This window comes from Agromyces sp. H17E-10, from assembly GCF_022919715.1.
GTDB lineage: Bacteria > Actinomycetota > Actinomycetes > Actinomycetales > Microbacteriaceae > Agromyces.
Window position 1 is genome coordinate 2,082,242 of the sequence record NZ_CP095042.1, and the last position, 26,353, is coordinate 2,108,594.

The 26,353-nt window shown below is 71.7% G+C and carries 28 protein-coding genes and 1 tRNA gene; 18 read left to right on the top strand and 11 right to left on the bottom strand.

Annotation, left to right across the window (positions count from 1 at the left end; genetic code table 11):
- Positions 1 to 43 precede the first annotated feature (43 nt).
- From MUN74_RS09395 to MUN74_RS09430, 8 genes are all read left to right on the top strand, one after another.
- Entirely contained in the window at positions 44 to 1,759 is a 1,716-nt protein-coding gene (locus MUN74_RS09395; protein WP_244856204.1) for a CocE/NonD family hydrolase, read from the top strand.
- Positions 1,756 to 2,250, top strand: coding sequence for a DUF3237 domain-containing protein (locus MUN74_RS09400; protein ID WP_244856205.1), 495 nt, complete (start codon positions 1,756 to 1,758; stop codon positions 2,248 to 2,250). Before MUN74_RS09395 ends, MUN74_RS09400 begins: the two co-directional genes overlap by 4 nt.
- An 88-nt stretch (positions 2,251 to 2,338) precedes the next feature.
- Positions 2,339 to 3,988, top strand: a complete 1,650-nt coding sequence (locus MUN74_RS09405) for an ABC transporter substrate-binding protein (RefSeq protein ID WP_244856206.1) — start codon at positions 2,339 to 2,341, stop codon at positions 3,986 to 3,988.
- Positions 3,989 to 4,039: 51 nt separating this feature from the next.
- Positions 4,040 to 4,993 carry an ABC transporter permease gene (locus MUN74_RS09410; protein ID WP_244856207.1) on the top strand — a complete coding sequence of 318 codons (954 nt, stop codon included), beginning with the start codon at positions 4,040 to 4,042 and terminating at the stop codon, positions 4,991 to 4,993.
- Positions 4,990 to 5,853, top strand: a complete 864-nt coding sequence (locus tag MUN74_RS09415) for an ABC transporter permease (RefSeq protein ID WP_244856208.1) — start codon at positions 4,990 to 4,992, stop codon at positions 5,851 to 5,853. The genes MUN74_RS09410 and MUN74_RS09415 overlap by 4 nt, the downstream gene beginning before the upstream one ends.
- A complete protein-coding gene (gene nikE, locus MUN74_RS09420) occupies positions 5,850 to 7,586 on the top strand; it encodes a nickel ABC transporter ATP-binding protein NikE (RefSeq protein WP_244856209.1) in 1,737 nt (578 codons plus the stop codon). Before MUN74_RS09415 ends, nikE begins: the two co-directional genes overlap by 4 nt.
- 35 nt (positions 7,587 to 7,621) lie before the next feature.
- Positions 7,622 to 8,101 carry a DUF3237 domain-containing protein gene (locus tag MUN74_RS09425; RefSeq protein ID WP_244856210.1) on the top strand — a complete coding sequence of 160 codons (480 nt, stop codon included), beginning with the start codon at positions 7,622 to 7,624 and terminating at the stop codon, positions 8,099 to 8,101.
- A gap of 76 nt (positions 8,102 to 8,177) precedes the next feature.
- Complete coding sequence (locus MUN74_RS09430) at positions 8,178 to 9,899, top strand: amidohydrolase (RefSeq protein ID WP_244856211.1); 1,722 nt, start codon at positions 8,178 to 8,180, stop codon at positions 9,897 to 9,899.
- A 157-nt stretch (positions 9,900 to 10,056) separates the two neighbouring features.
- Here MUN74_RS09430 and MUN74_RS09435 read toward each other — a convergent pair whose 3' ends face one another.
- The 6 genes from MUN74_RS09435 to MUN74_RS09460 all read right to left on the bottom strand — a co-directional run bounded on the left by MUN74_RS09435 (position 10,057) and on the right by MUN74_RS09460 (position 16,112).
- Positions 10,057 to 12,855 carry a glycoside hydrolase family 95 protein gene (locus MUN74_RS09435; protein WP_244856212.1) on the bottom strand — a complete coding sequence of 933 codons (2,799 nt, stop codon included), beginning with the start codon at positions 12,853 to 12,855 and terminating at the stop codon, positions 10,057 to 10,059.
- A gap of 259 nt (positions 12,856 to 13,114) precedes the next feature.
- Entirely contained in the window at positions 13,115 to 13,387 is a 273-nt protein-coding gene (locus tag MUN74_RS09440; RefSeq protein WP_244856213.1) for a hypothetical protein, read from the bottom strand.
- Between the two features lie 61 nt (positions 13,388 to 13,448).
- Positions 13,449 to 13,946, bottom strand: coding sequence for a hypothetical protein (locus MUN74_RS09445; RefSeq protein WP_244856216.1), 498 nt, complete (start codon positions 13,944 to 13,946; stop codon positions 13,449 to 13,451).
- The gene (locus MUN74_RS09450; protein WP_244856218.1) at positions 13,946 to 15,409 is read right to left on the bottom strand and encodes a dihydrolipoyl dehydrogenase family protein; all 1,464 of its coding nucleotides are present in this window, start codon (positions 15,407 to 15,409) and stop codon (positions 13,946 to 13,948) included. The genes MUN74_RS09445 and MUN74_RS09450 overlap by 1 nt, the downstream gene beginning before the upstream one ends.
- Positions 15,406 to 15,642 carry a hypothetical protein gene (locus tag MUN74_RS09455; RefSeq protein WP_244856220.1) on the bottom strand — a complete coding sequence of 79 codons (237 nt, stop codon included), beginning with the start codon at positions 15,640 to 15,642 and terminating at the stop codon, positions 15,406 to 15,408. The genes MUN74_RS09450 and MUN74_RS09455 overlap by 4 nt, the downstream gene beginning before the upstream one ends.
- A 29-nt stretch (positions 15,643 to 15,671) precedes the next feature.
- Complete coding sequence (locus tag MUN74_RS09460) at positions 15,672 to 16,112, bottom strand: VOC family protein (RefSeq protein ID WP_244856221.1); 441 nt, start codon at positions 16,110 to 16,112, stop codon at positions 15,672 to 15,674.
- Between the two features lie 142 nt (positions 16,113 to 16,254).
- Between MUN74_RS09460 and MUN74_RS09465 the strand changes: the two genes are divergently transcribed.
- Positions 16,255 to 16,809: a CGNR zinc finger domain-containing protein gene (locus MUN74_RS09465; RefSeq protein ID WP_244856223.1), complete on the top strand. Its 555-nt coding sequence runs from the start codon at positions 16,255 to 16,257 to the stop codon at positions 16,807 to 16,809.
- A gap of 60 nt (positions 16,810 to 16,869) precedes the next feature.
- Here MUN74_RS09465 and MUN74_RS09470 read toward each other — a convergent pair whose 3' ends face one another.
- The gene (locus MUN74_RS09470; RefSeq protein WP_244856229.1) at positions 16,870 to 17,259 is read right to left on the bottom strand and encodes a DUF2510 domain-containing protein; all 390 of its coding nucleotides are present in this window, start codon (positions 17,257 to 17,259) and stop codon (positions 16,870 to 16,872) included.
- A gap of 172 nt (positions 17,260 to 17,431) precedes the next feature.
- Here MUN74_RS09470 and MUN74_RS09475 point away from each other — a divergent pair, with 172 nt between their 5' ends.
- A complete protein-coding gene (locus MUN74_RS09475; protein WP_244856230.1) occupies positions 17,432 to 17,827 on the top strand; it encodes a VOC family protein in 396 nt (131 codons plus the stop codon).
- Between the two features lie 12 nt (positions 17,828 to 17,839).
- On the opposite strand, the gene MUN74_RS09480 is transcribed toward MUN74_RS09475, so the two are convergent.
- Positions 17,840 to 18,313: an ASCH domain-containing protein gene (locus tag MUN74_RS09480; protein ID WP_244856232.1), complete on the bottom strand. Its 474-nt coding sequence runs from the start codon at positions 18,311 to 18,313 to the stop codon at positions 17,840 to 17,842.
- A gap of 25 nt (positions 18,314 to 18,338) precedes the next feature.
- A tRNA-Gly gene (locus MUN74_RS09485) sits at positions 18,339 to 18,409 on the bottom strand.
- A gap of 119 nt (positions 18,410 to 18,528) precedes the next feature.
- On the opposite strand from MUN74_RS09485, the gene MUN74_RS09490 reads away from it, so the two are divergent.
- The 5 genes from MUN74_RS09490 (at position 18,529) to MUN74_RS09510 (ending at position 22,202) form a co-directional block, all read left to right on the top strand.
- Complete coding sequence (locus MUN74_RS09490) at positions 18,529 to 19,365, top strand: hypothetical protein (protein WP_244856234.1); 837 nt, start codon at positions 18,529 to 18,531, stop codon at positions 19,363 to 19,365.
- A gap of 31 nt (positions 19,366 to 19,396) precedes the next feature.
- Positions 19,397 to 20,002, top strand: a complete 606-nt coding sequence (gene dcd, locus MUN74_RS09495; protein WP_244856235.1) for a dCTP deaminase — start codon at positions 19,397 to 19,399, stop codon at positions 20,000 to 20,002.
- 120 nt (positions 20,003 to 20,122) lie between these two features.
- Positions 20,123 to 20,638 carry a hypothetical protein gene (locus MUN74_RS09500; RefSeq protein ID WP_244856237.1) on the top strand — a complete coding sequence of 172 codons (516 nt, stop codon included), beginning with the start codon at positions 20,123 to 20,125 and terminating at the stop codon, positions 20,636 to 20,638.
- 60 nt (positions 20,639 to 20,698) lie between these two features.
- Positions 20,699 to 21,352, top strand: a complete 654-nt coding sequence (locus MUN74_RS09505; protein WP_244856238.1) for an RNA polymerase sigma factor — start codon at positions 20,699 to 20,701, stop codon at positions 21,350 to 21,352.
- 1 nt (position 21,353) lies between these two features.
- On the top strand, positions 21,354 to 22,202 hold the full coding sequence (locus tag MUN74_RS09510; RefSeq protein WP_244856240.1) for a hypothetical protein: 849 nt from the start codon (positions 21,354 to 21,356) through the stop codon (positions 22,200 to 22,202).
- Positions 22,203 to 22,301: 99 nt separating this feature from the next.
- Here the strand turns inward: MUN74_RS09510 and MUN74_RS09515 are convergent, their stop codons facing one another.
- Positions 22,302 to 22,700 (bottom strand): DUF1304 family protein, encoded by a 399-nt coding sequence (locus MUN74_RS09515; RefSeq protein ID WP_244856241.1) that lies wholly within the window; start codon positions 22,698 to 22,700, stop codon positions 22,302 to 22,304.
- Positions 22,701 to 22,820: 120 nt separating this feature from the next.
- Between MUN74_RS09515 and MUN74_RS09520 the strand changes: the two genes are divergently transcribed.
- Positions 22,821 to 23,858, top strand: a complete 1,038-nt coding sequence (locus MUN74_RS09520) for a helix-turn-helix transcriptional regulator (protein ID WP_244856243.1) — start codon at positions 22,821 to 22,823, stop codon at positions 23,856 to 23,858.
- Here the strand turns inward: MUN74_RS09520 and MUN74_RS09525 are convergent.
- The gene (locus MUN74_RS09525; RefSeq protein WP_244856245.1) at positions 23,801 to 24,775 is read right to left on the bottom strand and encodes an alpha/beta hydrolase family protein; all 975 of its coding nucleotides are present in this window, start codon (positions 24,773 to 24,775) and stop codon (positions 23,801 to 23,803) included. The two genes, MUN74_RS09520 and MUN74_RS09525, sit on opposite strands and share 58 nt — an antisense overlap.
- Before the next feature lie 111 nt (positions 24,776 to 24,886).
- Between MUN74_RS09525 and MUN74_RS09530 the strand changes: the two genes are divergently transcribed.
- Positions 24,887 to 25,567, top strand: a complete 681-nt coding sequence (locus MUN74_RS09530; protein ID WP_244856247.1) for a TetR/AcrR family transcriptional regulator — start codon at positions 24,887 to 24,889, stop codon at positions 25,565 to 25,567.
- 302 nt (positions 25,568 to 25,869) lie between these two features.
- Positions 25,870 to 26,352, top strand: a complete 483-nt coding sequence (locus MUN74_RS09535) for a hypothetical protein (RefSeq protein ID WP_244856249.1) — start codon at positions 25,870 to 25,872, stop codon at positions 26,350 to 26,352.
- Position 26,353 lies beyond the last annotated feature (1 nt).

Sequence of the window (26,353 nt, forward strand, 5' to 3'; positions counted from 1 at the left end):
TGACCGTCACCGCGTCGCAGGACGCCCGTCTCGAAGGAGTGACATGCCCGACATCCAGCGCATCCCCCCGGCGCCCGAGAGCCCGCTCTCGCAACCGGTGCGCGTCCGCATGCGCGACGGGGTGCTGCTCGCCGGCGACGTCTACCTGCCCGGTGCGCCCGACGCGGCCGACACCGCGCCCGGTGACACGATCCTCATCCGCCTGCCGTACGACAAGTCGGGCGTGTACTGCTTCATCCCGCTCATCGCCGAGTACTTCACGCAGCGCGGCTACCGCGTCGTCGCGCAGGACGTGCGGGGCAAGTTCCGCTCAGAGGGCGACGCCCTGCTCTTCGTCAACGAGGTCGACGACGGCTACGACACGATCGAGTGGATCACGCAGCAGTCGTGGTCGAACGGGCGCGTCGCGATGTGGGGCGACAGCTATTACGGCTACACCCAGTGGGCCGCCGCCGCGAGCGGGCACCCCGCGCTCACGGCGATCGCCCCGCGCGTGACCGGCACGGGGCTCGGCGAGCCCGTTCGCCGAGACCCGGCGCAACGCGTCCGCCCCGTCGAGTGGGGAGTCACCTACATGTACCCGCTCACGCAGTTCTTCGACAACGACATGCTGCAGTGGGAGCCCGATTGGTCGCGCCGCGACTTCGCCGCCCAGGCCGAGGAGTTCATGCACCAGGTCGGCATGCGCGGGCTCAGCTACGACCAGTGGTACCCGAACCCGGTGCTGCTGAAGCGCTTTCCGAACGGCGACCCGTTCGCCGGCCGATCGGTGCCCGTGCTGCACACGATCGGCTGGTGGGACAACTGCGCGCCGCTCTCGTGGGCCGACGTCGACCGGATCTCGCGCCGCCCGAACTGGGACGCGCACCACTACCTGCGCATCGAGGCGATCGACCACGAGAGCTACCAGTTGCTCGAGGCCGACGGCGACCGGGTCGCCGAGCGCAGCGACGAGCAGATCCGCGCACTGCTGCCCCGCACGCTCGACCCGGCGCTCGCGTTCTTCGAGGTCTTCGTGCGCGGCAACGGCTCGGCGGCCGACCTGTCTCGCGTGACCTGGAACCTCGCCGGCACCGACGGCATGCGCGAGAGCCCGGTCTGGCCGCCCGCGGGTGCGCGCCCCGTCACGCGCCGGGCGACGGCAGACGGATGCCTCGTCGGCGAGCCGGCCGAGGCGTCGACCGCGACCGTGCTCGAGTGGACCCACGACCCCGCCGATCTCGTGCCGTCGAGCGCGCCCGACGCGTTCTCGTTCCTGCTCTACCTGCCCGACGAGGCGGGCATCGGCGATCGCGCCGACGTGCTGCGCTTCGACTCCGCGCCGCTCGTGGCCGACGTCGACCTGGCGGGCCCCGTCTCCGCGCGGGTGCGCATCGCCTCCGACGGGCCGGTCATGGACTGCTTCGTGCGCGTGCTCGACGTCGCGCCCGACGGCAGTGCGCTGCGCATCGCCCGCGGCCAGGTGCAGCTGCTCGGTGCGAACGAGGGCACGAACGACCCTGCGACGGACGGCGCGACCGTCGGCACCGCCGTCGACATCGACATCGACCTCGGCCAGGTCGGCTACCGGCTGCGTGCCGGGCACCGCCTGCGCGTGCACGTGTCGAGCAGCGACTACCCCGAGTTCCTGCCGCAGACCGGCACCGGCGTCGATCCGTGGACCTGGGGCGAGACCCGCACCAACACCCAGTCGCTCGTCGTCGGCGGCGCCGACGGCTTCGCACTCACCCTCACCGTCCTCGAAGGAGAACTGCCGTGAACCCCACCACCTCGCCGCCGACCCCGCTCGGCCCGGCGCCGAGCCTCGAGTACGTCTTCGAGATCCGCGCGACGATCGACCCCGACCTCCACATCGGTCGCGGCCCCGAGGAGCGCCTCTCGTTCACCCCGGTCTCCGGCGGCAGCGTCGCCGGGCCGCGGCTCAACGGCGAGGTGCTCACGGGCGGCGGCGACTGGGCCGTCGAGCGGTTCGGCACCGCCCAGCTCGAGGCCCGCTACCTGATCCGTGCCGACGACGGCGCCGTGATCGACATCCTGAACCGCGGCTACTTCCGCGCGACGCCCGACGTGCTCGACCGCATGGAACGCGGCGAGAACGTTCCCGAGGACACGCCGGGGCTCTACTTCCGCACCGCACCGGTCTTCCAGACCGACGCGCCCCAGCACCGCTGGCTGGCCGAGCACCAGTTCATCGGGCTCGCCCGCGACGAGGACGGCCAGGTGTGCATCCGGGTCTTCCTCGTCGCCTGAGCACCGGCAGCGGCATCCCGATCATCGACCCCGCCCACCAGCACCACGGCCCATCACCCCCGCACCACCGACCGGAACGGACCCCACCATGAACCGCACCCGACTCGCGGCAGGCGCCGTCGCCTGCGCCGCGCTCGTCGCCCTCACCGCCTGCACGCCCCGAGACGCCGCCGACGTCGACGGCGACCCCGGCGAGCTCACGATCGTCGACTCGCTGCCGGCGGGCACGAAGCCCGTCGACGAGGTCACCTGGGCCATCGCCGAGGGCGAGCCCGCGACGCTCAACCCGGCGGCCTCGGCGAACCTCATCATCCCGAACCTCTGCGACAACCTGCTGTCGCTGCAACCCGACTTCTCGATCGAGCCGGGCATCGCCACGAGCGCCGAGTTCGTCGACCCCGTGACGTTCGTCATCGAGCTGCGCGACGACGTGACGTTCTGGGACGGCAGCCCGGTGACGGCCGACGACGTGGTCTACAGCCTGCAGCAGGGCATGAACCCCGAGTCGCAGTGGTACGGCGCCTTCGCGCTCGTCGTGCCCGACCCCGCGACCGGCATCGTCGCCACCGGCCCGAACGAGGTGACGGTGCACTTCGTCGCCCCCGACTCGGCCTTCCGTGAGGCGCTCGCGGGCCAGGGCGGCGCGGTCATGCAGCAGAAGTTCGGCGAGGCGGCGGGCGACGCGCTCGGCACGCCCGACGGCGGCCTCATGTGCACCGGGCCCTACGAGCTCGCCGACGGCGGCTGGACGCCCGGCAGCTCGATCACCACCACCGCGAACGCGGACTACTGGAACGGCGCCCCGCTCGTGCAGAAGCTCACGTACACCTTCGTGAGCGACGGGTCGACCCTCGCGACCGCGCTCACCCAGGGCGAGATCGACGGCGCGATCAACGTCTCGCCGAGCTCCCGGGCGGTGTTCGAGGGCGACGGCGCCGGCACGCTCACGATCGGCCACTCGACGGCGTCGTACAGCTTCGGCCCGACGACGGCGACCGGGCCGGCGGCGAACCCGAAGATCCGCCAGGCGCTGAGCCTCGCGATCGACCGCGAGCAGTACCTGCAGACCGTCGTCAACGGCCTCGGCTACGTGCAGAAGACCCTCGTGCCCGAGTTCTCCTTCCAGTCGATGGCCGACGCCGACGTCTACCAGGCCGGCTACGACGCCCTCGCCGCACCCGAGGTCGACCTCGAGCAGGCGAAGCAGCTCGTCGCCGACAGCGGCGAAGACGTGAGCGAGCCGCTCGTCATCGCCGTGCCCGCGGGCGCCAAGGAGTTCGAGCAGACCGCCACCATCATCCAGGCGGCCGGCGAGCAGATCGGCCTCGACCTCGAGATCGACGAGATGCAGGCGTCCGACTTCGGCGCCCTCTTCTACGACCCGGCGAAGCGGGAGGGCGTCGACTTCGTCGCCACGCAGGGCTACCTCGAGACGCCGGGCGTGCTCGGCTACCCGTCGCTGTTCGTGCTCCCGGCCGAACAGGGCGGCATCTTCAACTGGAGCGGCTACGAGAACGCCGAGGTCACCGCGCACATGACGGCGGCGCGCAACGCGACCGACGCCCGGACGGCCGCGGACGAGTTCGTCGCCGCGCAGGCGGTCTACGCCCCCGACCAGCTGCAGGTCACGCTCGCCGGCACCTACCAGCTCACCTACCTGAACGACGACCTCACCGGGGTCACCACCTCGGTCGCCGCGTACAGCAGCCCTTGGGCGCTGCACCTCGGCGGCAAGTAGGCCGGCAGCCACGTTGCGCACGCGAGGAAGAGCGAAGAGAGGACCGGTGCGGTGAACACCCTGACCAGGATGCTGCTGGGGCGGCTCGGCGGCCTGCTGCTGACGCTCTTCCTCGCGAGCATCGTCATCTACTCGGCGGTGCTGCTCACCGGCGACCCCATCGCGGCGCTCGCCGGCGGCGCGAAGCCCACCCCCGAGCTCGTCGCCGAGATCCGGGCGGAGTACCACCTCGACGACCCGGTCTGGCAGCGGTACTGGGAGTGGCTGACCGGCGCGATCCAGGGCGACTTCGGGCGCTCGTTCGTCTACAAGACGGCGGTGACGACGCTCATCGCGCCGCGATTCGCGATCACGTTGCAGCTCGTGCTGCTGACGGTCGTGCTCATCCTCGTGTTCGGCGTCGGCTCCGGCATCCTCGCCGCCACCCGCGGCCGGGCCGTCGACCGAGCGGTGGCCACCGCCACCTCGCTCGGGATGGCGCTGCCGACCTTCGTCGTCGCGATCCTCCTGATCTGGGTGTTCGCGAAGAGCCTCGGCTGGTTCCCCGTGTACGGGGAGGGCGACGGCTTCTGGGACCGGCTCTGGCACCTCGTGCTGCCCGCGATCTCGCTCGCCGTGCTGTTCATCGCCTACATCAGCCGGGTGACCCGCAGCTCGCTCGTGGCGCAGTTGCACTCGGAGCACGTCGACACGGCGCGCGTGCGCGGCATCCCGCGCGGCCGAATCTTCGGCGCGCACGTCCTCCGCAACGCGTCGCCGCAGATCCTCGCGATCGCGGGCACGACGATCGCGGGACTCTTCGCGGCGTCGGCGATCGCCGAGGTGGCGTTCGGGCTCGGCGGCATCGGGTCGCTGCTCGTGCAGGCGGCCGCCCGCGCCGACCTGCCCGTGGTGCAGATCGTGTCGCTGCTGCTCGTCACGATCTTCGTCGTGCTGAACGCGGTCGCCGACCTCGTCAGCGCGCTCATCGACCCGTCGAGCATCGAGGGCGGTGCCCTCGCATGAGCGTCGCGCAACTCACCCAGGGGGCCGTGCCCGCCGCGGCGAAGCGCGCCGCGCGGCGCGATCTCACCTTCGTCGTCGCGCTCGCCGTGCTCGGCGTCATCATCGTGGCGGCGATCGCCGGGCCGTGGCTCGCGCCGTACGACCCGTACGAGCTCTACGTCGGCCCGGTGAACGGAGCGCCGAGCGTCGAGCACCTCTTCGGCACCGACGACCTCGGCCGCGACATCCTCTCGCGGGTGCTCGTCGGCGGCGCGGCGAGCGTGTTCGCACCCGTCGTCGTGGTGCTGCTCTCGACGCTGCTGGGCGTCGCCCTCGCGCTCGCCGCGGCATGGTTCGGCGGCTGGGTGTCGGGCGCCATCGCTCGTCTCGTCGACGTGATCTTCGCCATCCCGGGGCTCGTGATCGCCGTGCTCGCGGTGACGCTGTTCGGCAAGGGGCTCGTCGCGCCGGTGGTCGCGCTCGCGATCGCCTACGTGCCCGTCGTCGCCCGGCTGACCCGCACCGCCGCGTCGCGCGAGCTGGGCAAGCCGTACATCGCCGCGCTGCGGGTGCAGGGCGTGTCGAGCCTCGCGATCTGCTTCCGGCACCTCGTGCCGGCGATGATCCCCATCGTCGCCGCGCAGATGGCGATCGGCTTCGGCTACGCGATGCTCGACCTCGCGGCCATCTCGTTCCTCGGGCTCGGCCAGCAGCCGCCCGCACCCGACTGGGGGTCGATGATCTCGGCCGGTCAGGCGAGCATCCTCGCCGGCGCCCCCGAGCAGTCGGTCTTCCCGGCGATCCTCGTGGTCGTCACCGTGCTCGCCGTCGGCATCGTCGGCGCACGGGTCACCGTCTGGGCCGAGGAGAAGGAACGATGAACCGACTCACCCCGCCGGCGGCGCAGCCGCCCGTCCTCTCGATCGACGCGCTCGACATCTTCGCGCCGAGTGCGCCTGGTGCGCCGGGTGCCGACGGGCCCCGTCAGCTCGTCTTCGCCAGCACGCTGTCGGTCGGGCGGGGCGAGGCCGTCGGCCTCGTCGGCGAGTCGGGATCGGGCAAGACCCTCACCGTGCGCGCCGTCGCGGGCCTGCTGCCCGAGGGCTTCACGACGCGGGGCACGATCGCGATCGACGGGCACGACCTCGGTGCCATGTCCGCGCGGTCGCTCCGCGAGCTGCGCGCCCGCCGCCTCGGCATGGTCTTCCAGACGCCGCGGGCGCACCTCAACCCGTTGCGCACGATCGGCGACTTCATGACCGAGGCGCTCGTGCACGTCGCCGACGTGAAGCCGGATGCCGCCGCGAAGCGCGCCATGGGCCTGCTCGACGAGGTCGGCATCACCGATCCGGCCCGGCGCCTGCGGCAGCATCCCGCCGAGCTGTCGGGCGGCCTGCTGCAGCGCGTCATGATCGCCGCGACCCTCGCGATGGACCCCGACCTGCTGCTCGCCGACGAGATCACGACGGCCCTCGACGTGACGACGCAGGAGGAGGTCATGGCGGTCATCGCCGACCTGCGCGCCCACCGCGAGCTCTCGCTGCTCTTCATCACGCACGACCTCGCGCTCGCCGGCGCCGTGTGCGACCGGGTGAACGTCATGCAGCACGGCCGCATCGTCGAGACGCTGCACGCCGCGACCATGCGCCGCGACGCGCGCGACGACTACACGAAGGTGCTCATGTCGGCCTCGCTCGACGAGGCACCCCCGATCGAGGCATCCACCGGCCCGGATGCCGCGGCCGAGCGCCCGATCATGCGCCTCGAGCACCTCCGCAAGTCGTATCAGGTGCGCGGCGCGAACGGCCGCCGCGAGGCGCTCGTCGCGGTCGACGACGTCTCGATGGAGCTCGCCCCGGGCGGCTCCCTCGGCATCGTGGGCGAGTCGGGATCGGGCAAGTCGACGACCGCCCGGCTGCTGCTCGGACTGGAGCGAGCCGATGCGGGCACGATCACGGTGGACGGTGACGACTGGAGCGTGCCCGCGCGCCGCGGCACCGAACGGCGGCGGCGCGCGAAGACCGCGCAGATGGTCTTCCAGGACCCGTACCAGTCGCTCGACCGTCGGCAGACGGTGCGGCAGTGCCTCGTCGAGGCGGTGCGCGTGCACCGGCCCCGCGAGGCGAAGGACGCCGTCGACGCCCGCGTCGCCGAGCTCATGTCGCAGGTGCGGCTCGACGGGGCCCTGCTCGACAGCCGGCCACGCGCCCTGTCGGGCGGGCAACGGCAGCGCGTCGCGATCGCCCGCGCGCTTGCCGCCGACCCGGTGCTGCTCGTGCTCGACGAGGCGGTGTCGGCGCTCGACGTCACGACGCAGGTCGAGATCCTGACGCTGCTCGATGCGATCCGTCGCGAGACGGGCGTCGCGCTCCTCATGATCACGCACGACCTGACCGTCATCCGCCGCCTGTGCGACGAGGTCGTCGTGATGCGCCAGGGCCGCGTCGAGGAGCGCGGAACCGCGGCGCAGATCCTCGACGAGCCGTCGGCCGACTACACCCGGCTGCTGCTCGACTCCATCCCGCGCGAGGGGTGGACCCCGCAACGGCGCAGACTGGGTCGTACGCAGTCGCTGCCGACCGTCACCCGGTCGAGCGCCATGATCACCGAATGAACCTCCCCGATCGAACGAACGGAGCCGACCCGCCCATGTCGACCACGCTGATGGAACCCGCCTTCGAGTACTGCTTCGAGCTGCGCTGCCAGGTCGACGACGAGCTGCCGCTCGGCGGGTCGACGCCGGGCGAGGGGCGGCACTTCGCCCGCGTCTCGGGCGGCACGTTCGACGGGCCTCGCCTTCGCGGTCGTGTGCTGAACAGCGGGGGCGACTGGTGGGTCGGCCGCGGCCTCACCGTCGAGCTCGACGCCCGCTACGTCATCGAGGCCGCGCTCGAGTCGGGCCCGGCCGCCGTCGAGGTCGTCAACCGCGGCATCTGGCGCACCGACGACGCGACCTGGGCGCGCATCGAGGCCGGCGAGGACGTCGCCGAGCGAGACCTCTACTACCGCACCGCGTTCCAGTTCCGCACCGACCACCCCGAACTGCAGTGGCTCACCGAGTCGCAGTTCGTCGGCTACGCCCGGGCCGAGCCGGGCTTCGTGATCATCCGGGTGTTCCGCCTCGTCTGAGGCGGCTTCATCGACCGGGATGCTGCGGCCGCAGCATCCCGAGCCAGCATCAACGCCGCAGAGAATCGAGACGACCATGACCGAAGCAGCCGACCTCGTCATCGTGAACGGCCGCGTGTTCGACGGCCGGGTGCGCACCGCGAGCACCGCCGTCGCCGTGGCCGGCGACCGCATCGTGCGGGTCGGCAGCGACGCGAGGGTGCTCGAACTGCGCGGTGCGGAAACGCGCGTCATCGACGCCGCAGGCGGTGTCATCCACCCCGGGTTCGTCGACGCGCACGCCCATGCGGCGTTCGCCGGCGTCGAGCGGCTCAGCATCGACCTGACCCCGGCGGCGAGCGTCGAGGAGACGCTCGAGCTGATCCGCGCGGGTGCCGAGCGCAGCGACGCGGAGTGGCTGACGGGCGGCGGTTGGAGCCACGAGCTCTTCCCGATGCCGACCCGCCACGAGCTCGACGCGATCGTGTCCGACCGCCCCGTCGCCCTCAGCGATGCCGGCCACCACACGCTGTGGGTGAACTCGCGGGCGCTCGAGCTCGCGGGCGTCGACCGCGACACCCCGCAGCCGCACAACGGGCACATCCACCTCGACGAGCACGGCGACCCGGTCGGCTACCTCAACGAGACCGCTGCGGAGCTCGTCGGTCGCGTCATCCCGCCCGCGACCGACGACGAGGTGCACGCCGGGCTGCTGAACGCGCAGGAGTACCTGTGGTCGCTCGGCGTCACCGGCTGGCACGAGGCGATCCTCGGCGAGTACAACGGCAAGGCCGACTGCACGCCCGCCTACCTCGCGTCGATCGGCTCGGGCGAGCTGCGCAGCGCGACGTCGGGTGCGCTCTGGATCGCGCCGGGACTGCAGCTCGAGGAGGTGCCAGCGCTCGTGGCCCGGTTCGTGGAGCAGCGCGCGCGGAATGCCCTTGCCGGGTTCTCGACCTCGACCGCCAAGGCCATGATCGACGGCGTGCCGCACGGCGAGACGGCCGCACTGCTCGAGCCGTACTGCAACCACGGCGACGGCTTCGCCGGCGAGCTGCACTTCGACGAGGCGGTGATCCGGGCGTTCGTCGCCCAGCTCGACGCGACCGGTTTCGCGCTGCACCTGCACGTCATGGGCGACCGCGGCATCCGGGTCGCGCTCGACGCGATCGAGGCGGCGCGCGCCGCGCGCGTCTCTGCTGCTTCGGCTTCAGCGCCTCTCGGGCCTGCGCCGCGCCACCACATCGCGCACCTCTCGATGGTGCAGCCCGAGGATGCCGCGCGGTTCGGGCCGCTCGGAGTCACCGCGAACATCCAGGGGCTGTGGGCCGCGCCCGACCCGTACGTGGTGCCCATGATCGGGGACGAGCGCATGCGGGCGGGCTATCCGTTCCGTGCGATCGCCGACGGCGGTGCCGACCTCGCGATGGGTTCGGACTGGCCGGTGTCGCCGGCCGACCCGTGGCTCGCGATCCACGTCGTCGTGAACCGGTGGGCGCCGCCGCCGCCCGGGGTCGTGCCCGATGCGCCCGGTGCGACGCCCGCTACGGCGCTCGGCTCGTCGCAGGCTGCGGCGCTCGGTTCGACGCGGGCCACCCTCGACGCCGAACACCAGTCGCTCACGCTCGAGCAGGCGTTCGCCGCCTACACGAGCGGGTCGAGTGAGCTCGTGCTCGGCCGCCCGGGTCGCGTGCGCGTCGGCGAACGAGCCGACCTCGCAGTCGCGACGGGCGACCCGTTCGAGCTGCCGGCCGAAGCGATCGTCTCGCTGCAGACGGCCGTGACGGTGGTCGGCGGCGAGGTCGTGTTCGAGCGGTGAGGCTTTTCGCGCCCGAGGCCGCGCCGACCCGGCCCGCTCCGGGGTGACCTGGCCCGCTCCGGGGTGACCCGGCCCGCTCCGGGGGTGCATTCCCGACGAAATTTGCGTTGACACGCCGTCGCGATGTCGGGAAGGCACCCCCGGAGCGGGGCGGAGCTCAGCGGAACAGGTCGGCGAGCGCCTCGAGGGCGTCGACCAGGTCGGCGCTCGCGCCGCCCTTTCGTACCGCGCTGTCGAGCTGCGCGATGACCGAGCGGTCCGCGGCCGACGAGTCGGCGAGGTGCTCGGCTCGCGCCAGGTGACCGCGGATCTGCTCGGCCGTGGCGCTCGTGATCTCGCCGATGCTCTCGGCACGGTCGACATTCCACGCAGCCTGGGCGAAGCCCGCTTCGGTCGGCTCGAAGGCGATCGTGTAGGTCTCGCCCTCGGTGGTCTCGAACGAGATCTCGTCAGATCCCTCGGCGGACACGGCGACGAGGTCGCCGTCGCCGTCCTTCACGACCGTCCCGGCGATACCGGGGTAGTCGCCGACGAAGGTGCCGCCGTTGCGCGCCGTGACCCGGAACGCGGTCGCGTCACCGTCGGCCCACGCCATGTCGATCACGAAGTCGCCGCGGGCGACGAGGCCTTCGACGCTGCCGTCCTTCCAGGCGCTCGGCAGTGCAGGGAGGAATTGGGTGTAGCCGAGCTGGCTCTGCACGAGCATCTCCGTCATGCCGGCCGTGAGCCCGAAGTTGCCGTCGATCTGGAACGGCGGGTGCGAATCGAGGAGGTTGTCCATCAACCCGTTCCGGTTGCCGGCGAGCATCGCGCGCACCATCGAGTACGTGTCCTCGGCCAGGCCGGTTCGCGCGTACATGTTGATCTTCATGGCCTTCGACCAGCCAGTGCCGTTGAGGCTGCGCTGCTCCAGCGACGTGACCGCCGCGTCCATCCACTCCGGGGTGTCCTTGCTGATCAGGGTTCCCGGAAAGAGCCCGACGAGCTGCGACGTGTGCCGGTGGACCGAACCCTGGTTCGCGCTGCCGCCCGCGCCGAAGTTCCAGATGTTCTCCTCGGGCAGGTCGCCCGCTTGCGCCTTGCCGAGGGTCGTCTCCTCGAACCACTCCTTCACCTGGCCCTGCTCGCCGATGAGGATGGGGTCGAGCTGGGACTGCTTGTCCTTCCAGACGGCGCGCAGGTCCTCGTCGATGCCGAGCTTCTCCGAGGCCTCGATCGCCATCCGGTAGAGCTCCCACACGAGCGACTGGTCGTACGCGGTGCCGACCGCCGTCGGACCGTGCTCCGCCGAGACGCCGGGCGCGACGGTCAGGCGGTCCTGGTACGGGCTGTACCAGAGGTACTCGTTCCAGAAGGCCGCCATCTCCTTGAGCATGGGGTAGGCGGTCTCGCGCAGGTAGGTCTCGTCGCCGGTGAACAGGTAGTAGTCGTAGAGGTTCTGCATCGCCCACGACGACCCGCCGATGTTCCAGCCGTACTCCTGCGAACCGATCGGTGCGGTGTGGCCGAACGGGTTCACCTGGGTGTTGATGAGGAAGCCGTTGCCCTCTCCGAGCGGCGTCGTGGCGAAGTCCTCGGTCTTCACGCCCGCGGACCGCTCCGCCGTCAGGCGTCCGGGGACGACGAGCGACTCGACGTACTCGTTGAACGGCACCTGCGTCTCAGCGAGGTTCGTGATCATCGCCGGCCAGTAGTTCATCTGCACGTTGACGTTGAAGTGGTAGTCGGCTCCCCAGAACGCGTTCGCGCTGCCGATCATCCACAGGCCGCAGAGGTTCGTCGGCAGGTCGCCGATCCGCGACCCGGCGATGCTCAGATACCGGCCGAACTGGTACGCGAGCTGGTCGACGGCGAGGTCGTGGGCGCCTTCGCGGTAGTTCCGCATCAACTGGTCGGTCGGGATGTCGGGCACCTCGGCGCCGACGTCGAACCGGACGCGGGAGAACAGCTGCTGATAGTCGGCCAGGTGCCGGTCGAGCAGCGACTCGTGGCCGTGCTCGATCGCGGAATCGACGCGTGCGGTGATCTCGCCGTGCGGGTCCTCGCCGCGGTACGTCGGGTACGAGTTCACGTAGTCGGTGCCGGTGGAGTAGACCAGTGTGACGGCGTCGGCGGCCGTGACGGTCAGTGTGCGCCCGTCGGCGCTCGACACCGCGCCGCCCTCGTTGTCGAGCTTGAGCTGCATCTCCGCACGCATCCGGTTGTCGTTCACCTGCCCGGCGAGCGTGATCCGGTGGTCCTCCGGGTCGGCGGTCGCGGTCGTGGTGAGCCCGCTCGCCGCAGCCGTCGACGCCGTGAACGACAGGCTTCCCGGTTCGGACGCGGTGAGGCGCACCACGGCGACCTGATCGGGGTAGCTCACGAAGTACTCGCGCTCGAAGTGCACGCTGTCGTGATCGAAGTTCACCGTGGAGACGGCGGTCTCGAGGTCGAGATCGCGAACGTAGTTCGACGCCGAACCATCGGTGATGCCCGCCGCGGTGAAGTCGAGCTGCAGGTCGCCGAAGTCCTGGTACATGCCCATGCCGCCCGTGTTGCCGAACATGAGGTCGGTGAGCCGACGGTTGGCGCCGGTGGCACCCGTGGCGGGGAGCCCGAACACGTCGGTGCTCTTGTCGTCGAGCGCCCGACGGTAGTCGTCGAGCTGTTGCGGAGTGATCGCCGTCGCCTTGTTGCCGCCGAGGTAGGTTCGCCCGGCGGTCGGCCCGCCTCGCCACAGGGTCTTCTCGTTGAAGTGCAGTCGCTCTCGCGCCGGGTTGCCGAACGCCATGAGCCCCGTGGTGCCGTTGCCCTGCACGAGTGCCTGGCTCTCCCAGTCCGAGACGGGCGTCGTGTACCACATGCGCAACGGCGACCCCCCGGCATCCGCCGTGCGGACGACGCTCGGCACGTCGGTGAGGGGCGCCCCGGAGGCGCCGGTCGCGATCACGGTGGTGGCGAGGAGCGGCAGCGCCACGGCGGCCGCGAGTGTTGGGAGCAGTCTTCTTCTGATCATCATGACCCTCGGTGTCTCGTCGTTGAGGAACGGGGAGCGGTAAGAGATCAGATGATTACCCGTGTGGTCTCGCTCGCTGATCTCGGAAAGGTGAGCTCTGCACTCGGCAGTATGCCGAAGTGTGGCGAGGGCGTCAATCAGCCCGATTGATCATGGGTCTTAAAGATCGGATGTGTTCGCCCGAGAATGGAGCCGACTTCACCGTGACGTCGGCAGCAACTCAGCCGCCAGCACTGCGGCGCCGACCGAGCGCGAAGCCGGCGACTCCTGCCAGCCCGACGAGGCCGAGCACGACGCCGACCGCGCCGGCGATCGCGGGGCCGGTCAGCAGGACTCCGTCCGGAAGCAGCAGGGAGCCGGCCATCGGCTGGTAAGCGAACCAGCCGACCGTCGTCGGGGTGGAGTTCGACACCGCGACGACGACTGCACCGACGATGACCAGCACGCTCGAGATGACGAGCGTGACGATGACGGCGGGGTGTACTCGTCGCATGGCGCCACCCTACCGACCGCGCCACCGCACACGGCAGCGAACAGCCGGGCTCGTCGAGGCGTCAGTACCAGTCGTCGGCACCCGTGTCCCAGAGCTCGTCCGAGAGATCGGCGGGCAGGCCGGGATCGATCGTCTCGCCGACCGCCGGCGGCTGGTCGGACAGGCCGGGTTCGGCGGACATCTGCCCGCCGGGGGAGACGCCGATCGCGGCGAGGGCGAAGCCCGTCACCACGGCCGCGCCGGCGAGCAGCACGCCGCCGACCTTGAACACCGTGCGCAGCTCTTCGGCCGCGGGGCCGAAGAGCCGCTCGAGGCGGCCCGTCCGGCGTCCGGGGCCGGGTACGGGTGCCCGCCTGGGCGCGGCGCCCGTGCCCTCGGCGGGCTTGCCCGACCCCGCCCGCTCGCCCTCGATCATCGCCGCGACGAGCACGTCGAACTGTGCCGGACTCAACCGCTCGAACTCGGTCGCGAGTCCGGCGTCGAGGCGCCCGTCGCGGTCGTCGAGCGCGTGCAGGTAGCGGGCGACGGCTCGCCGGTCGGCCTCGCCGAGCGTGGTCATCACGCCGCCTCCTCGTCGTCGTCGGCGACCCGGGCGCCATTGCCGAGCGCCGGCCGGCCGTACGCCTCGAGCAACCGCAGCCAGACCTCGCTGACGGTGGGGAACGCGGGCACCGCATGCCAGAGCCGTGCGAGCGGGATCTCGCCCACGATCGCCGTGGTCGCGGTCTGCACGAGTTCGGCGACCTCAGGCCCGGCGAACGTCGCCCCGACGACGACGCCGCGTGCCTCGTCGACGACCATCCGCGCCGTCCCGCTGAAGCCGTCGCGTGAGAGCGCCGCTCCCGAGACGTGGCCGATCTCGTAGTCGACGACGCGCACATCGAGCCCGGCGTCGCGTGCGGCTGCGGCGGTGAGCCCCACCGATGCGACCTCGGGGTCGGAGAACACGACGCTCGGCACGGCGTGGTGGTCGGCCGTGGCGACGTGTGCGCCCCACGGGGCGTCGTCGACCGGCAGCCCGAGGGCGCGGGCCGCGATCGCGTCGCCGGCCGCGCGAGCCTGGTACTTGCCCTGGTGGGTGAGCAGCGCGCGTCCGTTGACGTCGCCGACGGCGTAGAGCCACTCGCTGCCGTCGACGAGCATCGTGTCGTCGACCCGAAGGCGCTGCGCGGGATCGAGCCCCACCGTCTCGAGGCCGAGCCCGTCGACGGCCGCCCGGCGGCCGGTGGCGACGAGCACCTCGGATGCCTCGACGACGCCGCCGTCGGTCGTGATCGTGACGCGCTCGCCGACCCGGTCGACCCGTTCGACCGCGGTGTGCTCGAGCACCGTCACGCCGAGCTCGCGCAGTCCCGCGGTGACCTGCTCGCCGGCGAACGGCTCGAACGCGCCGAGCAGCCCGCTCCGGGCGACCACGGTCACCTCGCTGCCGAACCCGGCGAACGCGGTCGCGATCTCGACCGCGACGACTCCGCCGCCGAGGATCGCGAGCCGCTCGGGCACGCTCGTGGCGCTCGTCGCCTCGCGGCTCGTCCAGGGCGCCGCCTCGGCCAGCCCGGGCACGTCGGGAAGCACGGGTACCGAACCGGTCGCGAGCGCGACCGCGTGGCGGGCGGTGACGACCGTGGTCTGGCCGTCGTCGCCGATCACGGTGACCTCACGGGGCCCGCTGAGCCGGCCGCTGCCGCGCAGCAGGCCGATGTCCGCGCTCTCGAGCCAGGCGACCTGCCCGGCGTCCGACCGGTGGTCGGTGAACCGGTCGCGGCGGGCGAGGACGGCCGCGACGTCGAGTTCGCCGGTCACCGCTTCGGCGGCTCCGGGAAGGGCGCGCGCGAGTCGCAGCACGTGCGCCGAGCGGAGCATCGCCTTCGAAGGGATGCACGCCCAGTACGAGCACTCGCCGCCGACGAGCTCACGTTCGACGATCAGGGTGTCGAGTCCGGCCTGTGCGGTGCGGTCGGCGACGTTCTCCCCGACGGGGCCCGCTCCGATCACGACGACGTCGACGGTACGGCGGTTCATGCTTCTGCTCCTTCTGCGGCACCGGCCTGCGCCGGTGCGTCGGTTCGGGTCGATTCGAATCGGATGCCTCGTGCGGCGAGTGCCTCGGCGAGATGCCGGGCGTACCACCCGGGCCAGGCCTCGTCGTACACGCCGCCGAGCTGCTCGGTCTCGTACGCGCCGTGCGCGGCTGCGGTCTCGACGAGCAGCTCGTGCAGCAGTTGCTCGGCGTCGCGTTCGGTCGATGGGGTCATCTCGTTCATCCTGCGCTCGCTCGCGCTGGTCAGCGACCCGGCGCGCGGGTCACGATCTCCTGCAGCACCCAGCCGTTGCCGTCGGGATCGGTGAACGACGCGAACGAGCCGTACGAGGCGCGCGCCGGGTGCGGCCCGCTGATCCGGCCGGCGCCGCCGGCACGGTGGAAGGCGCCGTCGCTGTGCCACACGTCGCTGATGTCGACTCCCGCGGCGGCGATCTCGTCACGCGCGGCGACGATGTCGGTCACGACCAGGTGCAGCTCCTGCACCGAGCCCGGCGCCTGGTCGGTGATGCCCGAGCCGAAGATGATCGACGCGGCCGACCCCGGCGGCGTGAGCTGCACGACGCGGAAGCCGTCGTCGAAGGCGAAGTCCGCGTCGAGGCGGAAGTCGAGGCCGCGGTAGAAGGCGATGCTTCGGTCGACATCGGCGACGGGGAGGACGACGACTTCGAGTTTGAGTTCCATTGCTGCTCCTTTGGGGTTCGACGCGCTGCGTCACTGGTTGAACTGGTGACGAGCTTGCCCGAGAATGCGTCACCTGTCAAGCCGGTGACGCATTGAATTCTTAACCCTTGCGAAATCGATGATCACCAGTCAGACTGGTGACATGCAGTTCGCCTTCCCGTGCGGTCACCCAGTCCTCGACTTCGTCGGCACGCTTCAGGCGCGCCGCGAACCGGCGCCGGTCGAGCGTTTCGAGACGCCGGCCGACGTCGACACCTGGTTCGTCGAGTCGGGGCTCGCCGATCACGCGCCGGGATTCGGCGCGCGCGACCGCGAGCACGCCATCGCCCTGCGCGAGGCGATCTACCTGCTCGTGCGCGAACGCATGAACGGCCGACGGCTCGACGACGAGGCGTGCACCGAGCTCAACCGCGTCGCGTCGGCCCGGCCGGCGACGCTGCAGCTCGGCGACGACGGTGTGACGATCGAGGCGACGCCTGCCCAGGCGCTGTCGACCCTCGCGCGTCAGGCGATCGAGCTCATCGCAGGCCCCGAGACGACGAAGATCAAGGAGTGCGGGCGTCCGGTCTGCACGCAGGTCTACCTCGACGACTCGCGCGGCGGTCGCCGCGAGTGGTGCTCGATGGACACCTGCGGCAGCCGCATGAAGGCCGCGGCCTACCGCGCGCGCAAGCGCGCCGTCGCGGCATCCGCGTGATGCGAGCTCGAGCTCCAGGGCGGCCGCGACCGAGCGGTGCTGACCCGGATCAGGCCGTGGCTACGAGAGTCGCTCGAACACCATCGTCGCCTGCACGCGGTCGCCTCCGCCGAAGCCTCCGCTTCCGGACGACGTGGTGCTGATGGTGTGCAAGCGGTACCCGAGTGCGGCCTGCTTGTTGATCACGCTCTCGAGTTCGGTGAGATTCCCCGATCCGCTGCCGAAGAACTTCTCCTTGAGCACGACCTGGAGGACGACGTAACTCATCCCGGTCGGCGCGGGCCGGGGTTGGGCGCCCGCGACGGCGTCGGCCTGCGCGCGGCCGATCATCCCGTCGAGTCCCGGGACCCTCGGGGCGGGCGGCTGCACCGAGTCCGTCCAGTTCTGGCCGTCCCACCACCTCTTCGTACCGGTTCCGTCGTCGTACCAGCCCGCTTGCGTCTCGGCCAATCGCCTCACCGCTCCAATCCGATCACCGGTGTCCGGAATCCCCTGACGGCTCTCACGGTAGCGCCCTCCGCGGCTTCGTGGTGGGGAGTGCTGGCGTGCGGCCGCGCCCGTCGGTAACGTCGGCGAGGTGTCTCCGCGTCGTCCGGACGGGGACGACCGACGAAGGAGAACAATGCCCTCGAAGATCGACGCCATCAACATCACCGCACGCGATCACGAGTCGCTCGGCGCCTTCTGGCAGTCGCTGCTCGGCCTGCAGGAGGACCCGAACGACCCGAACAACCCGGGCGACCCGGTCACGGTCTACCTCACCGAGCCGCTGGCGATCCGGGTCTACATCCAGCCCGTCGACGAGGGCAAGGAATTCTCGCCGCGGATCCACCTCGACCTCACGCCGGTCGACACCACGCGGGACGCCGAGGTCGCGCGACTCGAGGAGCTGGGGGCCACGATCGTCGCCGACCGTCGCCGCGAGAACGGCACCGGCTACGTCACCATGAGCGACGTCGACGGCAACGAGTTCTGCGTGCAGCGCAGCGCCGAAGAGGTCGCTGCGAACGGCCACTGAGGGTCGCGGCAGTCAGCCCACCGGATCGACGAGCTCGAACCGCTCGCACAGCACCGGCATGTCGGGGGCGAAGCCGCGCGGGTTCTCGGAGTGCTCGCGCCAGTAGCGCTCGTGGATCTCGCGCCAGGCGCGAAGCGTACGGTCGCCCTCGCCCTCGGAGCGCGCGTGCTCCTCGTCGACCTCGTCGAAGGGGACGACCCGGACGCTGGTCGTGCGGATCACGGCCCGCGGCGAGCCGCCGCCGTCGAGGATGATGCTGAGGTCGCCCGCCTCCGGCACCCGCTCACCCGTCTCCTCGTAGTCCCAGACCGACGAGGCCGTGCCGGTCTTGATTCCGGCGAGCACGAGCTCGAGCAGGCCGTCGGCGTGCTCGGCGGTGGCGCCGAACGGCCAGGCCTCGGGGATCTCGGCGGGCAGCGACGTGATGCGCGACCGCACCTCGCGCCAGTACGCGGTCAGGGCTTCGGGCGACGCGGTGATCGTCATCGTGTTCCTTCGAGGGGCATTCCAGAGCCGATGACGGGAATCGAACCCGCGCTGTCTGCTTGGGAAGCAGAAGTTCTACCATTGAACTACATCGGCGTACGCCGCTCGGCGACGTGGAACTCATCCTAACAACGCCGACGTGATTCGCCGCATCCGTTCGCTCAACCCCCGCGAATGTGCCGCCACCGGCATGAGTGCTGCAGCAGGATGGCGGAATGCGCGCACCGAAGCACGTCGTCATCGGGGGAATCGTCGTCGGCCTCGCCGTCGCACTGGCAGGTTGCGCCGCGAGCGCGGGCAGTGCCGAGCCCGAACTCATCGAGCAGGCCGAGACACTCGCGCGTGACGTCGGGTTCGTCTCGCAGTCCGTCGGACTCGAGCGCCCCGAAGATGCGACCGCCGCGTACGCGCGTCGGGCGGTGCAGTACCTCGCGACCACGGGCGTGCCCGATCGGGGTGCCACCTCCGACTGGGGGCCGGCGCCCGACCAGGCGACGCCGTTCCGGCTCGTCGCGATCGAACCCGAACCGGATGCCGCGTGGGAGGCGCCGGTCGGCGCGATCGTGCTCGCGAGCCGGATCACGGATGCCTCGGCGAGCGACGATCGCGAGCGCGACTTCTGCGTCCGACTCCGCTTCGACCGCTGGGGCGTCGTCGACGGCGGCATCGAGAAGACGTCGTGCCCCGACCCGCTCGTCGAGGTCGAGCCGCCGGCCGACGAACGGCCGGTCATCCCCGATGCCGCCGAGGCCGTCGCGATCGAGGTGCTCACGGGCGCGGGCGATGCGAGCGCCGCCGAACTCGCGGCAACCGTCACCGCCCGCTTGGAGGGCGAGACCGACGGTCGCGCGCTCGCCGAGGTCGACGTGCAGCGCGACGGCGACCGGATCGGCCTCGCGATGCGGGACGCCGACGACTGCCTGCTCGTGCGGTCGGCCGACGGCGTGGTCGAGCGCCTGCACGTTTCGGACGTGCTGCTGCAGGACGGGGAGCTCGGGTGCCGGGCCGACACCGCCATGATGGCCGACGACGAGTTCCCGACGACGCACTGAGGCAGCGGCGCGCGCTCGGTAGGCTGGGCGCGTGCTGCTCTCCGACCGCGACATCCGTTCCGAGCTCGAGCTGGGGCGCATCGCGCTCGAACCGAGCGACCCGTCGATGCTGCAGCCGTCGTCGGTCGACGTGCGGCTCGACCGGTACTTCCGGCTGTTCGACAACCACAAGTACCCCTACATCGACCCGGCCGAGGACCAGCCCGAGCTGACCCACCTCATCGAGGTGAAGCCCGACGAGCCGTTCATCCTGCACCCGGGCGAGTTCGTGCTCGGCTCGACGTACGAGCAGGTCACGCTGCCCGACGACGTCGCCGCGCGCCTCGAGGGCAAGAGCTCGCTCGGACGGCTCGGCCTGCTCACGCACTCGACCGCCGGCTTCATCGACCCGGGTTTCACGGGGCACGTCACGCTCGAGTTGTCGAACGTCGCGACCCTGCCGATCAAGCTCTGGCCGGGCATGAAGATCGGGCAGCTCTGCTTCTTCCGGCTGTCGTCGCCGGCCGAGCAGCCGTACGGGTCGACGGCGTACGCGAGCCGGTACCTGGGGCAGCGCGGGCCGACGGCGTCGCGCTCGTTCCAGAACTTCCACCGCACCGACGTGGGCGTCACCGACGCCGGGTCGAAGGGCGAATAGGGCCGGCCGGGTCTGCCCTCGCGGGCGGATACTCGCTGTCGGGCCCGGTGCGCAAGCCCGTTGCCGGCACGGCCGTGCGGCGATTCGATGGGATGACCCGGCCTGAGGAGGCGCATCCCCATGGACACCAGCACGATCGTCTGGATCATCGTCGGCATCGTGGTCGTCATCGCGATCGTCGTCATCGTCGTGTTCGTCACCCGTCGACGGCGCCACGAGGCGAAGCTCGAGGCCGATCGCCGCAAGGCAGCCCATCTCCGCCAGCAGGCGGCCGAGACCGACGCGGCGGCACGCCAGCGCGAGGCCGACGCCGCACAGGCAGCCGCCGCGGCGAAGCAGGCCGAGGCGGCGGCGGCGCAGGCTCGGCTCGACTCCGATCGGCTCGCCGAGACGAGCGCCGAACGGCAGTCGGCGGCGGCCGATCTCCACACCGAGGCGCAGGACCGCCTGCGCAAGGCCGACGAGGTCGACCCCGACGTCGACCGGGATCGGGGCGATGCCGACGCCCGCGGCGACGTCCGGCGTGACGACCTCCGGCGTGACGACGTGCGCCGTGACGATGCGCGTCGCGACGACGTCGACCGCGGTGACGTCGCCCCCGGCGGCACCCGCCGCGACGACGACGCCGTGCGCTGACCGCCACGATCCGCCCCGGCGGATGCGCGCACCACCGCGCTGCCCTACACTCTTGCGACCATGGGCGATTTCGACGGCGTGCTCGCGCACGCGGCCTCCCGCGGGTGGTCGATGCCGCGGTCCGCGAGCGGCGGTGCCGAGGCATCCGACGGGTTCGAACGGGTGCTGCTCGCCGCGAAGGCGGGCGCGCCGTGGGCCTCGGCCGAGCTGTGGAACGCGCACGCCGGCGCGGTGGCCGGCTTCCTGCGGGCACGGGGCTCGGCCGAGCCCGACGACCTCACGAGCGAGGTGTTCCTCGCCGTGTTCGACCGGCTCGATCGCTTCGAGGGCGGCGCTGCCGAGTTCCGCACGTTCGTGTTCACGATCGCGTACCGACGGCTCGTCGACGAGCTCCGTCGGCGCGCCCGGCACCCGTCGATCGAGGAGTGGGCCGACGAGGCCGACCCGCGGCGTGCGGCGAGCGCCGAAGACGAGGCGGTGGGTCGAATCGGGGATGCCGCGGCCAGGGCCATGCTCGACGGCCTGCCTCCCGACCAGCGCGACGTGATGGTGCTGCGCATCATCGGCGACCTCACCGTCGAGCAGGTCGCCGAGGTGCTCGGCAAGCGTGCGGGTGCGGTGAAGGCGCTCCAACGGCGGGCGCTCACGGCGCTCAGAAAAATGTTCCCCGCAGGGCGTACCCCTTCGGCGGCCTCCGACGATAGCGGTGAGTGAGATGAGCAACCGACGCATTCACGACGACGAGGCCGCAGCACTGCTGCGCGGCGAGGTGCCGCCTGCACGCGCCGACCTCGCGGGCGTGGCCGCCGCCGTCGCCGGGCTCCGGCGCGCTGCGGCGCCGACGGCGCCCCGTCCGTCGGCCGAGCTGCTGGCGCGGCTCGACGCCGATCGCGTCGCGTCGGGCTCGATCTCGTTCGACCCGAACGCAACGACTGCGGCGACGAACCCGACTCGTGCGGGCTCGTCACCGAGGACACGGAGAAGCAGAGTGGCATTCACTGGAATCGCCGGGCTCGGCCTGGCTGCGAAGATCGCGATCGGAGCTGCGGCCGCGACCGCGGCAGGGCTCACGGGAGTCGGCGCCGCCGGCGCAGCGGGCGTCCTGCCCGCCCCCGCACAGGAGGTCTTCGACGGCGTCACCGGTCACACCGATGAGCAGCCCGCAGGCGAGCACGGCACCGACCAGCAGGACCCGGGCGGCGAGCACATCAGCGACACCGGTCGCGAGCACCGCGAGTTCGGCCAGCAGACGGCCGACGACGCCCGCGAGAAGGGCGCCGAGCAGCGCGACGCCGCCCGCGAGAACGCGGAGGAGAAGCGCGAGGCCGGCCTCGACAAGGCCGACGACCACCGGCAGGACGCCGACGTTCCCGCCGGGCAGGGCGACGAGGCATCCGAGACCGGCCAGGAGGCCGCCGAAGACGGTGCCGCGAACGGCGCCGACCAGAGCCAGGCCGGGCAGGAGACCGCGGACGACGCGGGCTCGACCGGCGCAGATCGCAGCGGCGGCGGTCAGTCGACCGCTGGCGACGCACGTGACGGTTCCCCCACCCCCCAGCGATGAACCTCTGACGTTCAACGCACCCGTCACGGCGCGACCGCGGAACGGGCTCCCGACCGGCTGGGAACCCGTTCCGTGTTTCTCCGCCCGGGGGTCGCGGGTTCAGAACGCCATCGCGACGAGCGCGATGGCCGCCGGAACGGTCGCGCCGAGCGTGCCCGGGATGCTGTCGCCGCGCTTCGGGTAGTGGCCGAGCATGTCGGCGAGAAACATGGTCGGGCCGGTGAGCAGCACGTAGCAGCAGCAGGCGATCACGAGCGTCCTCCCGCCCTCGAGCGAGCCGGTGTTCACGAGGAGGAGCCCGGTGATGAAGCCGAGCCCGATCGCGAGGTTCCTGAAGCCCGTCGGAATCGCCCACATCATGACCGCGTCGACGTTCTGCGGCGGTGTGCTCAGGAAACGCTGGGCGAACGGGCGGTGCAGCATGAAGCTCTCGATCGGGAAGACCGTGAGGTAGATCAGGGCCTGCAGTCCGACGAAGAGCTGCGCGACGAGGTTCATGCCCGCGAGGGTACGCAGCCCGCGAGGCTGCGTCGATCGCCTCCGCAGGGGGTCTTCGCTGCGGGCCGGATCCCCTGTTCTGGGGATTGCCGCTCCCCGGCGCCGGACGAGACTGGCGGCATGTGGGAGGGCCGCGCCGCGCGGGCGCGCGGCGACATCGCGGAGCTGGCCACGAGCGGACTCGGCGTGGCCGAGATGCATCGCGCCGTGCTCGACGTCGTCGCCCGCTCGGTGCCCTTCGAGCAGGCATGCTGGTCGGCCGTCGACCCCGACACCCTCATGATGACGTCGATCACGAACTGGCCGCCGTGGCCGGTGCCGCTCGAGTTCTCGGTCGCCTTCGCGGAGAGCGAGCTCACGGGGGCCGAGCCGAACAGCTTCGCGAACCTCGCGACCCGTGACGCGCCCACGGCCCGGCTGTCGGACGCACCCCATCGTGACGTCGTGCGCAGCGTGCGCCTCAACGACCTGCTGCGACCGCAGGGACTGGAGCACGAGCTGCGGGCGGCGTTCACGGTCGACGGGGCGACCTGGGCGGTCGGCGGCGTCTTCCGTGAGCCGGGGGCGGACTTCTCGGACCGGGAGGTCGAGTTCCTCGGTTCGATCGTCACGGCGGTCGCCGCGGCGACCCGTGTCACCATGCGCTCGGGCGGACGGGCGGGAGTCCGTGCCGCCGGGCCGGTGATCATCCTGTGCGGACCGGACGGCGAATTCCATGCCGCGACGGCCGCCGGGGCCGAGTGGCTCGCCGCGCTCGACGACGCGGAGCCGGGGCGATTCGACCTCGTGCTGCACGCGGTCGCCGCCGGTGCCCGCCGCTCCCGCGCCGGGACGGTACGCCTGCGGATGCGGGACGTCAACGACGACTGGGTCGTCGTGCAGGCGAGTCGGCTCATCTCGGACGACGACCCGCAGCGGATCGTCATCACCGTCGACCCCGCCGCGTTGCACGACCTCGTCGATCTGCTCCTGAGCGCGTACGGCGTCTCACCCCGGGAGCGTGACGTCTGCCTCGATCTCGTCTCGGGGTCGTCGACCGCGCAGATCGCAGCTCACCTGCATCTCTCGCCGCACACCGTGCACGATCACATGAAGTCGATCTACGGCAAGGTCGGCGTCGGCAGCCGGAGCGAGCTGGTCGCACGGCTTCTGCCCTGATCGGATGCCGCCGCCGGCGCCGCGTACGACTGACCCCCTGTTGCCGGGGCGACCGCGTCGGCCGCGGCGAGGCCGCCCGTTGCGAACGCGGTCACCGCGTCGAGCACGGGGTCGGCCCCGAGCACCCGGACGTGCCCGAATCCCTCGGTGAGGAGCAGACGCGAGCGCGTGCCGTGCGCGGCGTGCAGCCGCTGCGACTCGCTCGCCGACACCTCGCGGTCGCCGCGGTCGTGCGCGATGAGCAGCGGCGTCTCGGCGGGCAGCGGAGCGCTCACCGAGTCGAACCGGTCGTACGGGTCGCGCACGTCGGGCAGCACCCGGTGCGCGAAGGAGCGCGCGAGCGCATCGGCCGTCGCGCTCCGCACGCCGAGCCGGCCCGAGAACGAGTCGACGAGGTAGCGAGCGTCGGCCATGCCGGCGATGGCCGCGACGCCGTCGGTCGCGGTGCCCTCGCGCACGGCGGTGAGCGCCGCGAGTGCGCCGAACGAGTGCCCGACGATCAGGCGGAAGCGCCCGTGCCGCTGCTGCAACGCCTCGATCGCGGCCAGGTAGTCGCGGATGTCGGTGTGCCGGCCGCGCGAGTCGCCGTTCGCGGGTGCGTCGAACGCGACGAGCCGCAGGCCCTCGGCGCGCAATTCACGCACGATCGGCGCGAACTGCGACGCCCGCCCGCGCCAGCCGTGCACGAGCAGCACGGTGTCGGGACCGTGACCCCATGCGTAGGTCGCGACCTGGCGGCCGCGAACCCGCAGCCGCCCGCGCTCGGCATGCTCGTGCACGGCGCGGTCGTGGTCGCGGACCGCGAGGGCGGGACGCACCCGGCGGAAGAGCGGCAGGGCGAGCCCGGCGGCGAGTTCGGGCGAGACGCGATCGGCGGCGCGGATCGCGGCGACGTGTGCGGTGAGTGCGGCGGACATCTCGGCCTCCGGGTGCCATCGGCTGCGGCATCCTCGTCGAAGAGCATGCCAACAATGAATACGAACGATCGTATGCCAACTATACGCACGACCGTGCGTAAAATCGAGTACATGAGCGGAACGGATGTCGCGGTCGACGGCCGACGGGTGCGCGGGGATGCCTCGCGCCGCGTCGTGCTCGCGCACGCCATCGACCTCGCCTCGATCGAGGGTCTCGACCAGCTCTCGATCGGGCGCATCGCGACCGCGGCGAACGTCAGCAAGTCGAGCATCGCGACCCTCTTCGGCAGCAAGGAGCGCCTGCAGCTCGCCGCCGTCGAGGCCGCCCGCGAGCGCTACCTCGAGACGGTGACGACTCCCGCACGCACGAAGCCGCGGGGGATCGCGCGCGTGGTGGCGCTGCTCGACCGAGTCGTCGCCTACTCGCAGGAGCGCGTGTTTCCGGGCGGCTGCTTCTTCTCGGCGGCGGCGGCCGACTTCCACGCGAAGCCTGGCGTCGTGCGCGATGCGATCACCGCGCAGCTCGACGACTGGCTCGGCTACCTCGCCGTGCAGGTGCGCTACGCCGCCGAGGCCGGCGAGATCTCGGGCATCGCGTCGCCCGACGACGCCGACCAGTTCGCCTTCGAGGTGCAGGGCGTCTTCGAATGGATGAACCAGCTCGCCGTCATCCGCGACTCGGACGAGCCGTACGTACGCGCCCGGCGGGCGTTCCGGGCTCGGCTCGTCGCGATCGGGGCCGACGCCGCCGTCGCCGACCTCGTGCTCGAGCCCGGCGCGGCGATGCGCTGACCGCGCGTGTCGATGCGAGACCCGATGCCCGTGCGGGTGCCTCGGCTCGCCTCGCGGAGGTGCTCTCCGCGCCCGCGCGACGGGGTCTCGGCTGAACTTCTTCGGCCGGAATGGAACCATTCCGCCCCGTCCGGACATATACATACGAGGGCACCCTGCTGCCCGCCCGTATCGAACGGAGAGGGAATCGACCATGACTGCTTTCGGACCGATGGATGCGGAGCCGTGCGCGACGGAGCCGATCGACCTCTCCGCCTACCTCCCCGACCCGGCCGACGAGCCGACCGACTGAGGCGGACCGGATGCGCAACACGGTCGTGCCCGCGATCATCGCCGGCAGCCTGGTCGTGCTCCTCGCGGGGTGCGCGCCGAGCGATCCAGCGGCCTCCGCCGCTGTCGAGCCCCAGGCGACGACGCCGTCGGCCCCGGTCGGAACGACGGACGCCGAGGCGTGCGAACAGCTCACCGTGCCGCTGTCGTTGCTCTTCAACGCGCAGGTCGCGCCCGACGGCGCCATGAGCCTCGACACCGCCGGCGGCCTGTACTTCACCGCGGCCTGGGACCTGCGCCGCATCGACGAACTGCTCGACGAATCCGATCTCGACGCCCCGGTGACGAGGCTCGCCGAGGCGTCCGGCGCGGTGAGTTCGCGGATGGACGCCTCGGATGACCCGGCAGCGTGGGCCGACCGGCTCGCCGAGATCGGCACGGCGACCGAGGAGATCACCGCCGTCTGCGCCGAGGCCGACCCCGACGCGGCCACCCTCGGGTGGTACGGCGGCTGAC

Excerpts from the sequence above, each read along its gene's own strand:
- MUN74_RS09395 (WP_244856204.1), top strand. The coding sequence starts at position 44 with ATGCCCGACATCCAGCGCATCCCCCCGGCGCCCGAGAGCCCGCTCTCG.
- MUN74_RS09405 (WP_244856206.1), top strand. The coding sequence starts at position 2,339 with ATGAACCGCACCCGACTCGCGGCAGGCGCCGTCGCCTGCGCCGCGCTC.
- MUN74_RS09415 (WP_244856208.1), top strand. The coding sequence starts at position 4,990 with ATGAGCGTCGCGCAACTCACCCAGGGGGCCGTGCCCGCCGCGGCGAAG.
- nikE (WP_244856209.1), top strand. The coding sequence starts at position 5,850 with ATGAACCGACTCACCCCGCCGGCGGCGCAGCCGCCCGTCCTCTCGATC.
- MUN74_RS09425 (WP_244856210.1), top strand. The coding sequence starts at position 7,622 with ATGTCGACCACGCTGATGGAACCCGCCTTCGAGTACTGCTTCGAGCTG.
- MUN74_RS09430 (WP_244856211.1), top strand. The coding sequence starts at position 8,178 with ATGACCGAAGCAGCCGACCTCGTCATCGTGAACGGCCGCGTGTTCGAC.
- MUN74_RS09440 (WP_244856213.1), bottom strand. The coding sequence starts at position 13,387 with ATGCGACGAGTACACCCCGCCGTCATCGTCACGCTCGTCATCTCGAGC.
- MUN74_RS09445 (WP_244856216.1), bottom strand. The coding sequence starts at position 13,946 with ATGACCACGCTCGGCGAGGCCGACCGGCGAGCCGTCGCCCGCTACCTG.
- MUN74_RS09450 (WP_244856218.1), bottom strand. The coding sequence starts at position 15,409 with ATGAACCGCCGTACCGTCGACGTCGTCGTGATCGGAGCGGGCCCCGTC.
- MUN74_RS09455 (WP_244856220.1), bottom strand. The coding sequence starts at position 15,642 with ATGACCCCATCGACCGAACGCGACGCCGAGCAACTGCTGCACGAGCTG.
- MUN74_RS09460 (WP_244856221.1), bottom strand. The coding sequence starts at position 16,112 with ATGGAACTCAAACTCGAAGTCGTCGTCCTCCCCGTCGCCGATGTCGAC.
- MUN74_RS09465 (WP_244856223.1), top strand. The coding sequence starts at position 16,255 with ATGCAGTTCGCCTTCCCGTGCGGTCACCCAGTCCTCGACTTCGTCGGC.
- MUN74_RS09475 (WP_244856230.1), top strand. The coding sequence starts at position 17,432 with ATGCCCTCGAAGATCGACGCCATCAACATCACCGCACGCGATCACGAG.
- MUN74_RS09480 (WP_244856232.1), bottom strand. The coding sequence starts at position 18,313 with ATGACGATCACCGCGTCGCCCGAAGCCCTGACCGCGTACTGGCGCGAG.
- MUN74_RS09490 (WP_244856234.1), top strand. The coding sequence starts at position 18,529 with ATGCGCGCACCGAAGCACGTCGTCATCGGGGGAATCGTCGTCGGCCTC.
- MUN74_RS09500 (WP_244856237.1), top strand. The coding sequence starts at position 20,123 with ATGGACACCAGCACGATCGTCTGGATCATCGTCGGCATCGTGGTCGTC.
- MUN74_RS09505 (WP_244856238.1), top strand. The coding sequence starts at position 20,699 with ATGGGCGATTTCGACGGCGTGCTCGCGCACGCGGCCTCCCGCGGGTGG.
- MUN74_RS09510 (WP_244856240.1), top strand. The coding sequence starts at position 21,354 with ATGAGCAACCGACGCATTCACGACGACGAGGCCGCAGCACTGCTGCGC.
- MUN74_RS09515 (WP_244856241.1), bottom strand. The coding sequence starts at position 22,700 with ATGAACCTCGTCGCGCAGCTCTTCGTCGGACTGCAGGCCCTGATCTAC.
- MUN74_RS09520 (WP_244856243.1), top strand. The coding sequence starts at position 22,821 with ATGTGGGAGGGCCGCGCCGCGCGGGCGCGCGGCGACATCGCGGAGCTG.
- MUN74_RS09525 (WP_244856245.1), bottom strand. The coding sequence starts at position 24,775 with ATGTCCGCCGCACTCACCGCACACGTCGCCGCGATCCGCGCCGCCGAT.
- MUN74_RS09530 (WP_244856247.1), top strand. The coding sequence starts at position 24,887 with ATGAGCGGAACGGATGTCGCGGTCGACGGCCGACGGGTGCGCGGGGAT.
- MUN74_RS09535 (WP_244856249.1), top strand. The coding sequence starts at position 25,870 with ATGCGCAACACGGTCGTGCCCGCGATCATCGCCGGCAGCCTGGTCGTG.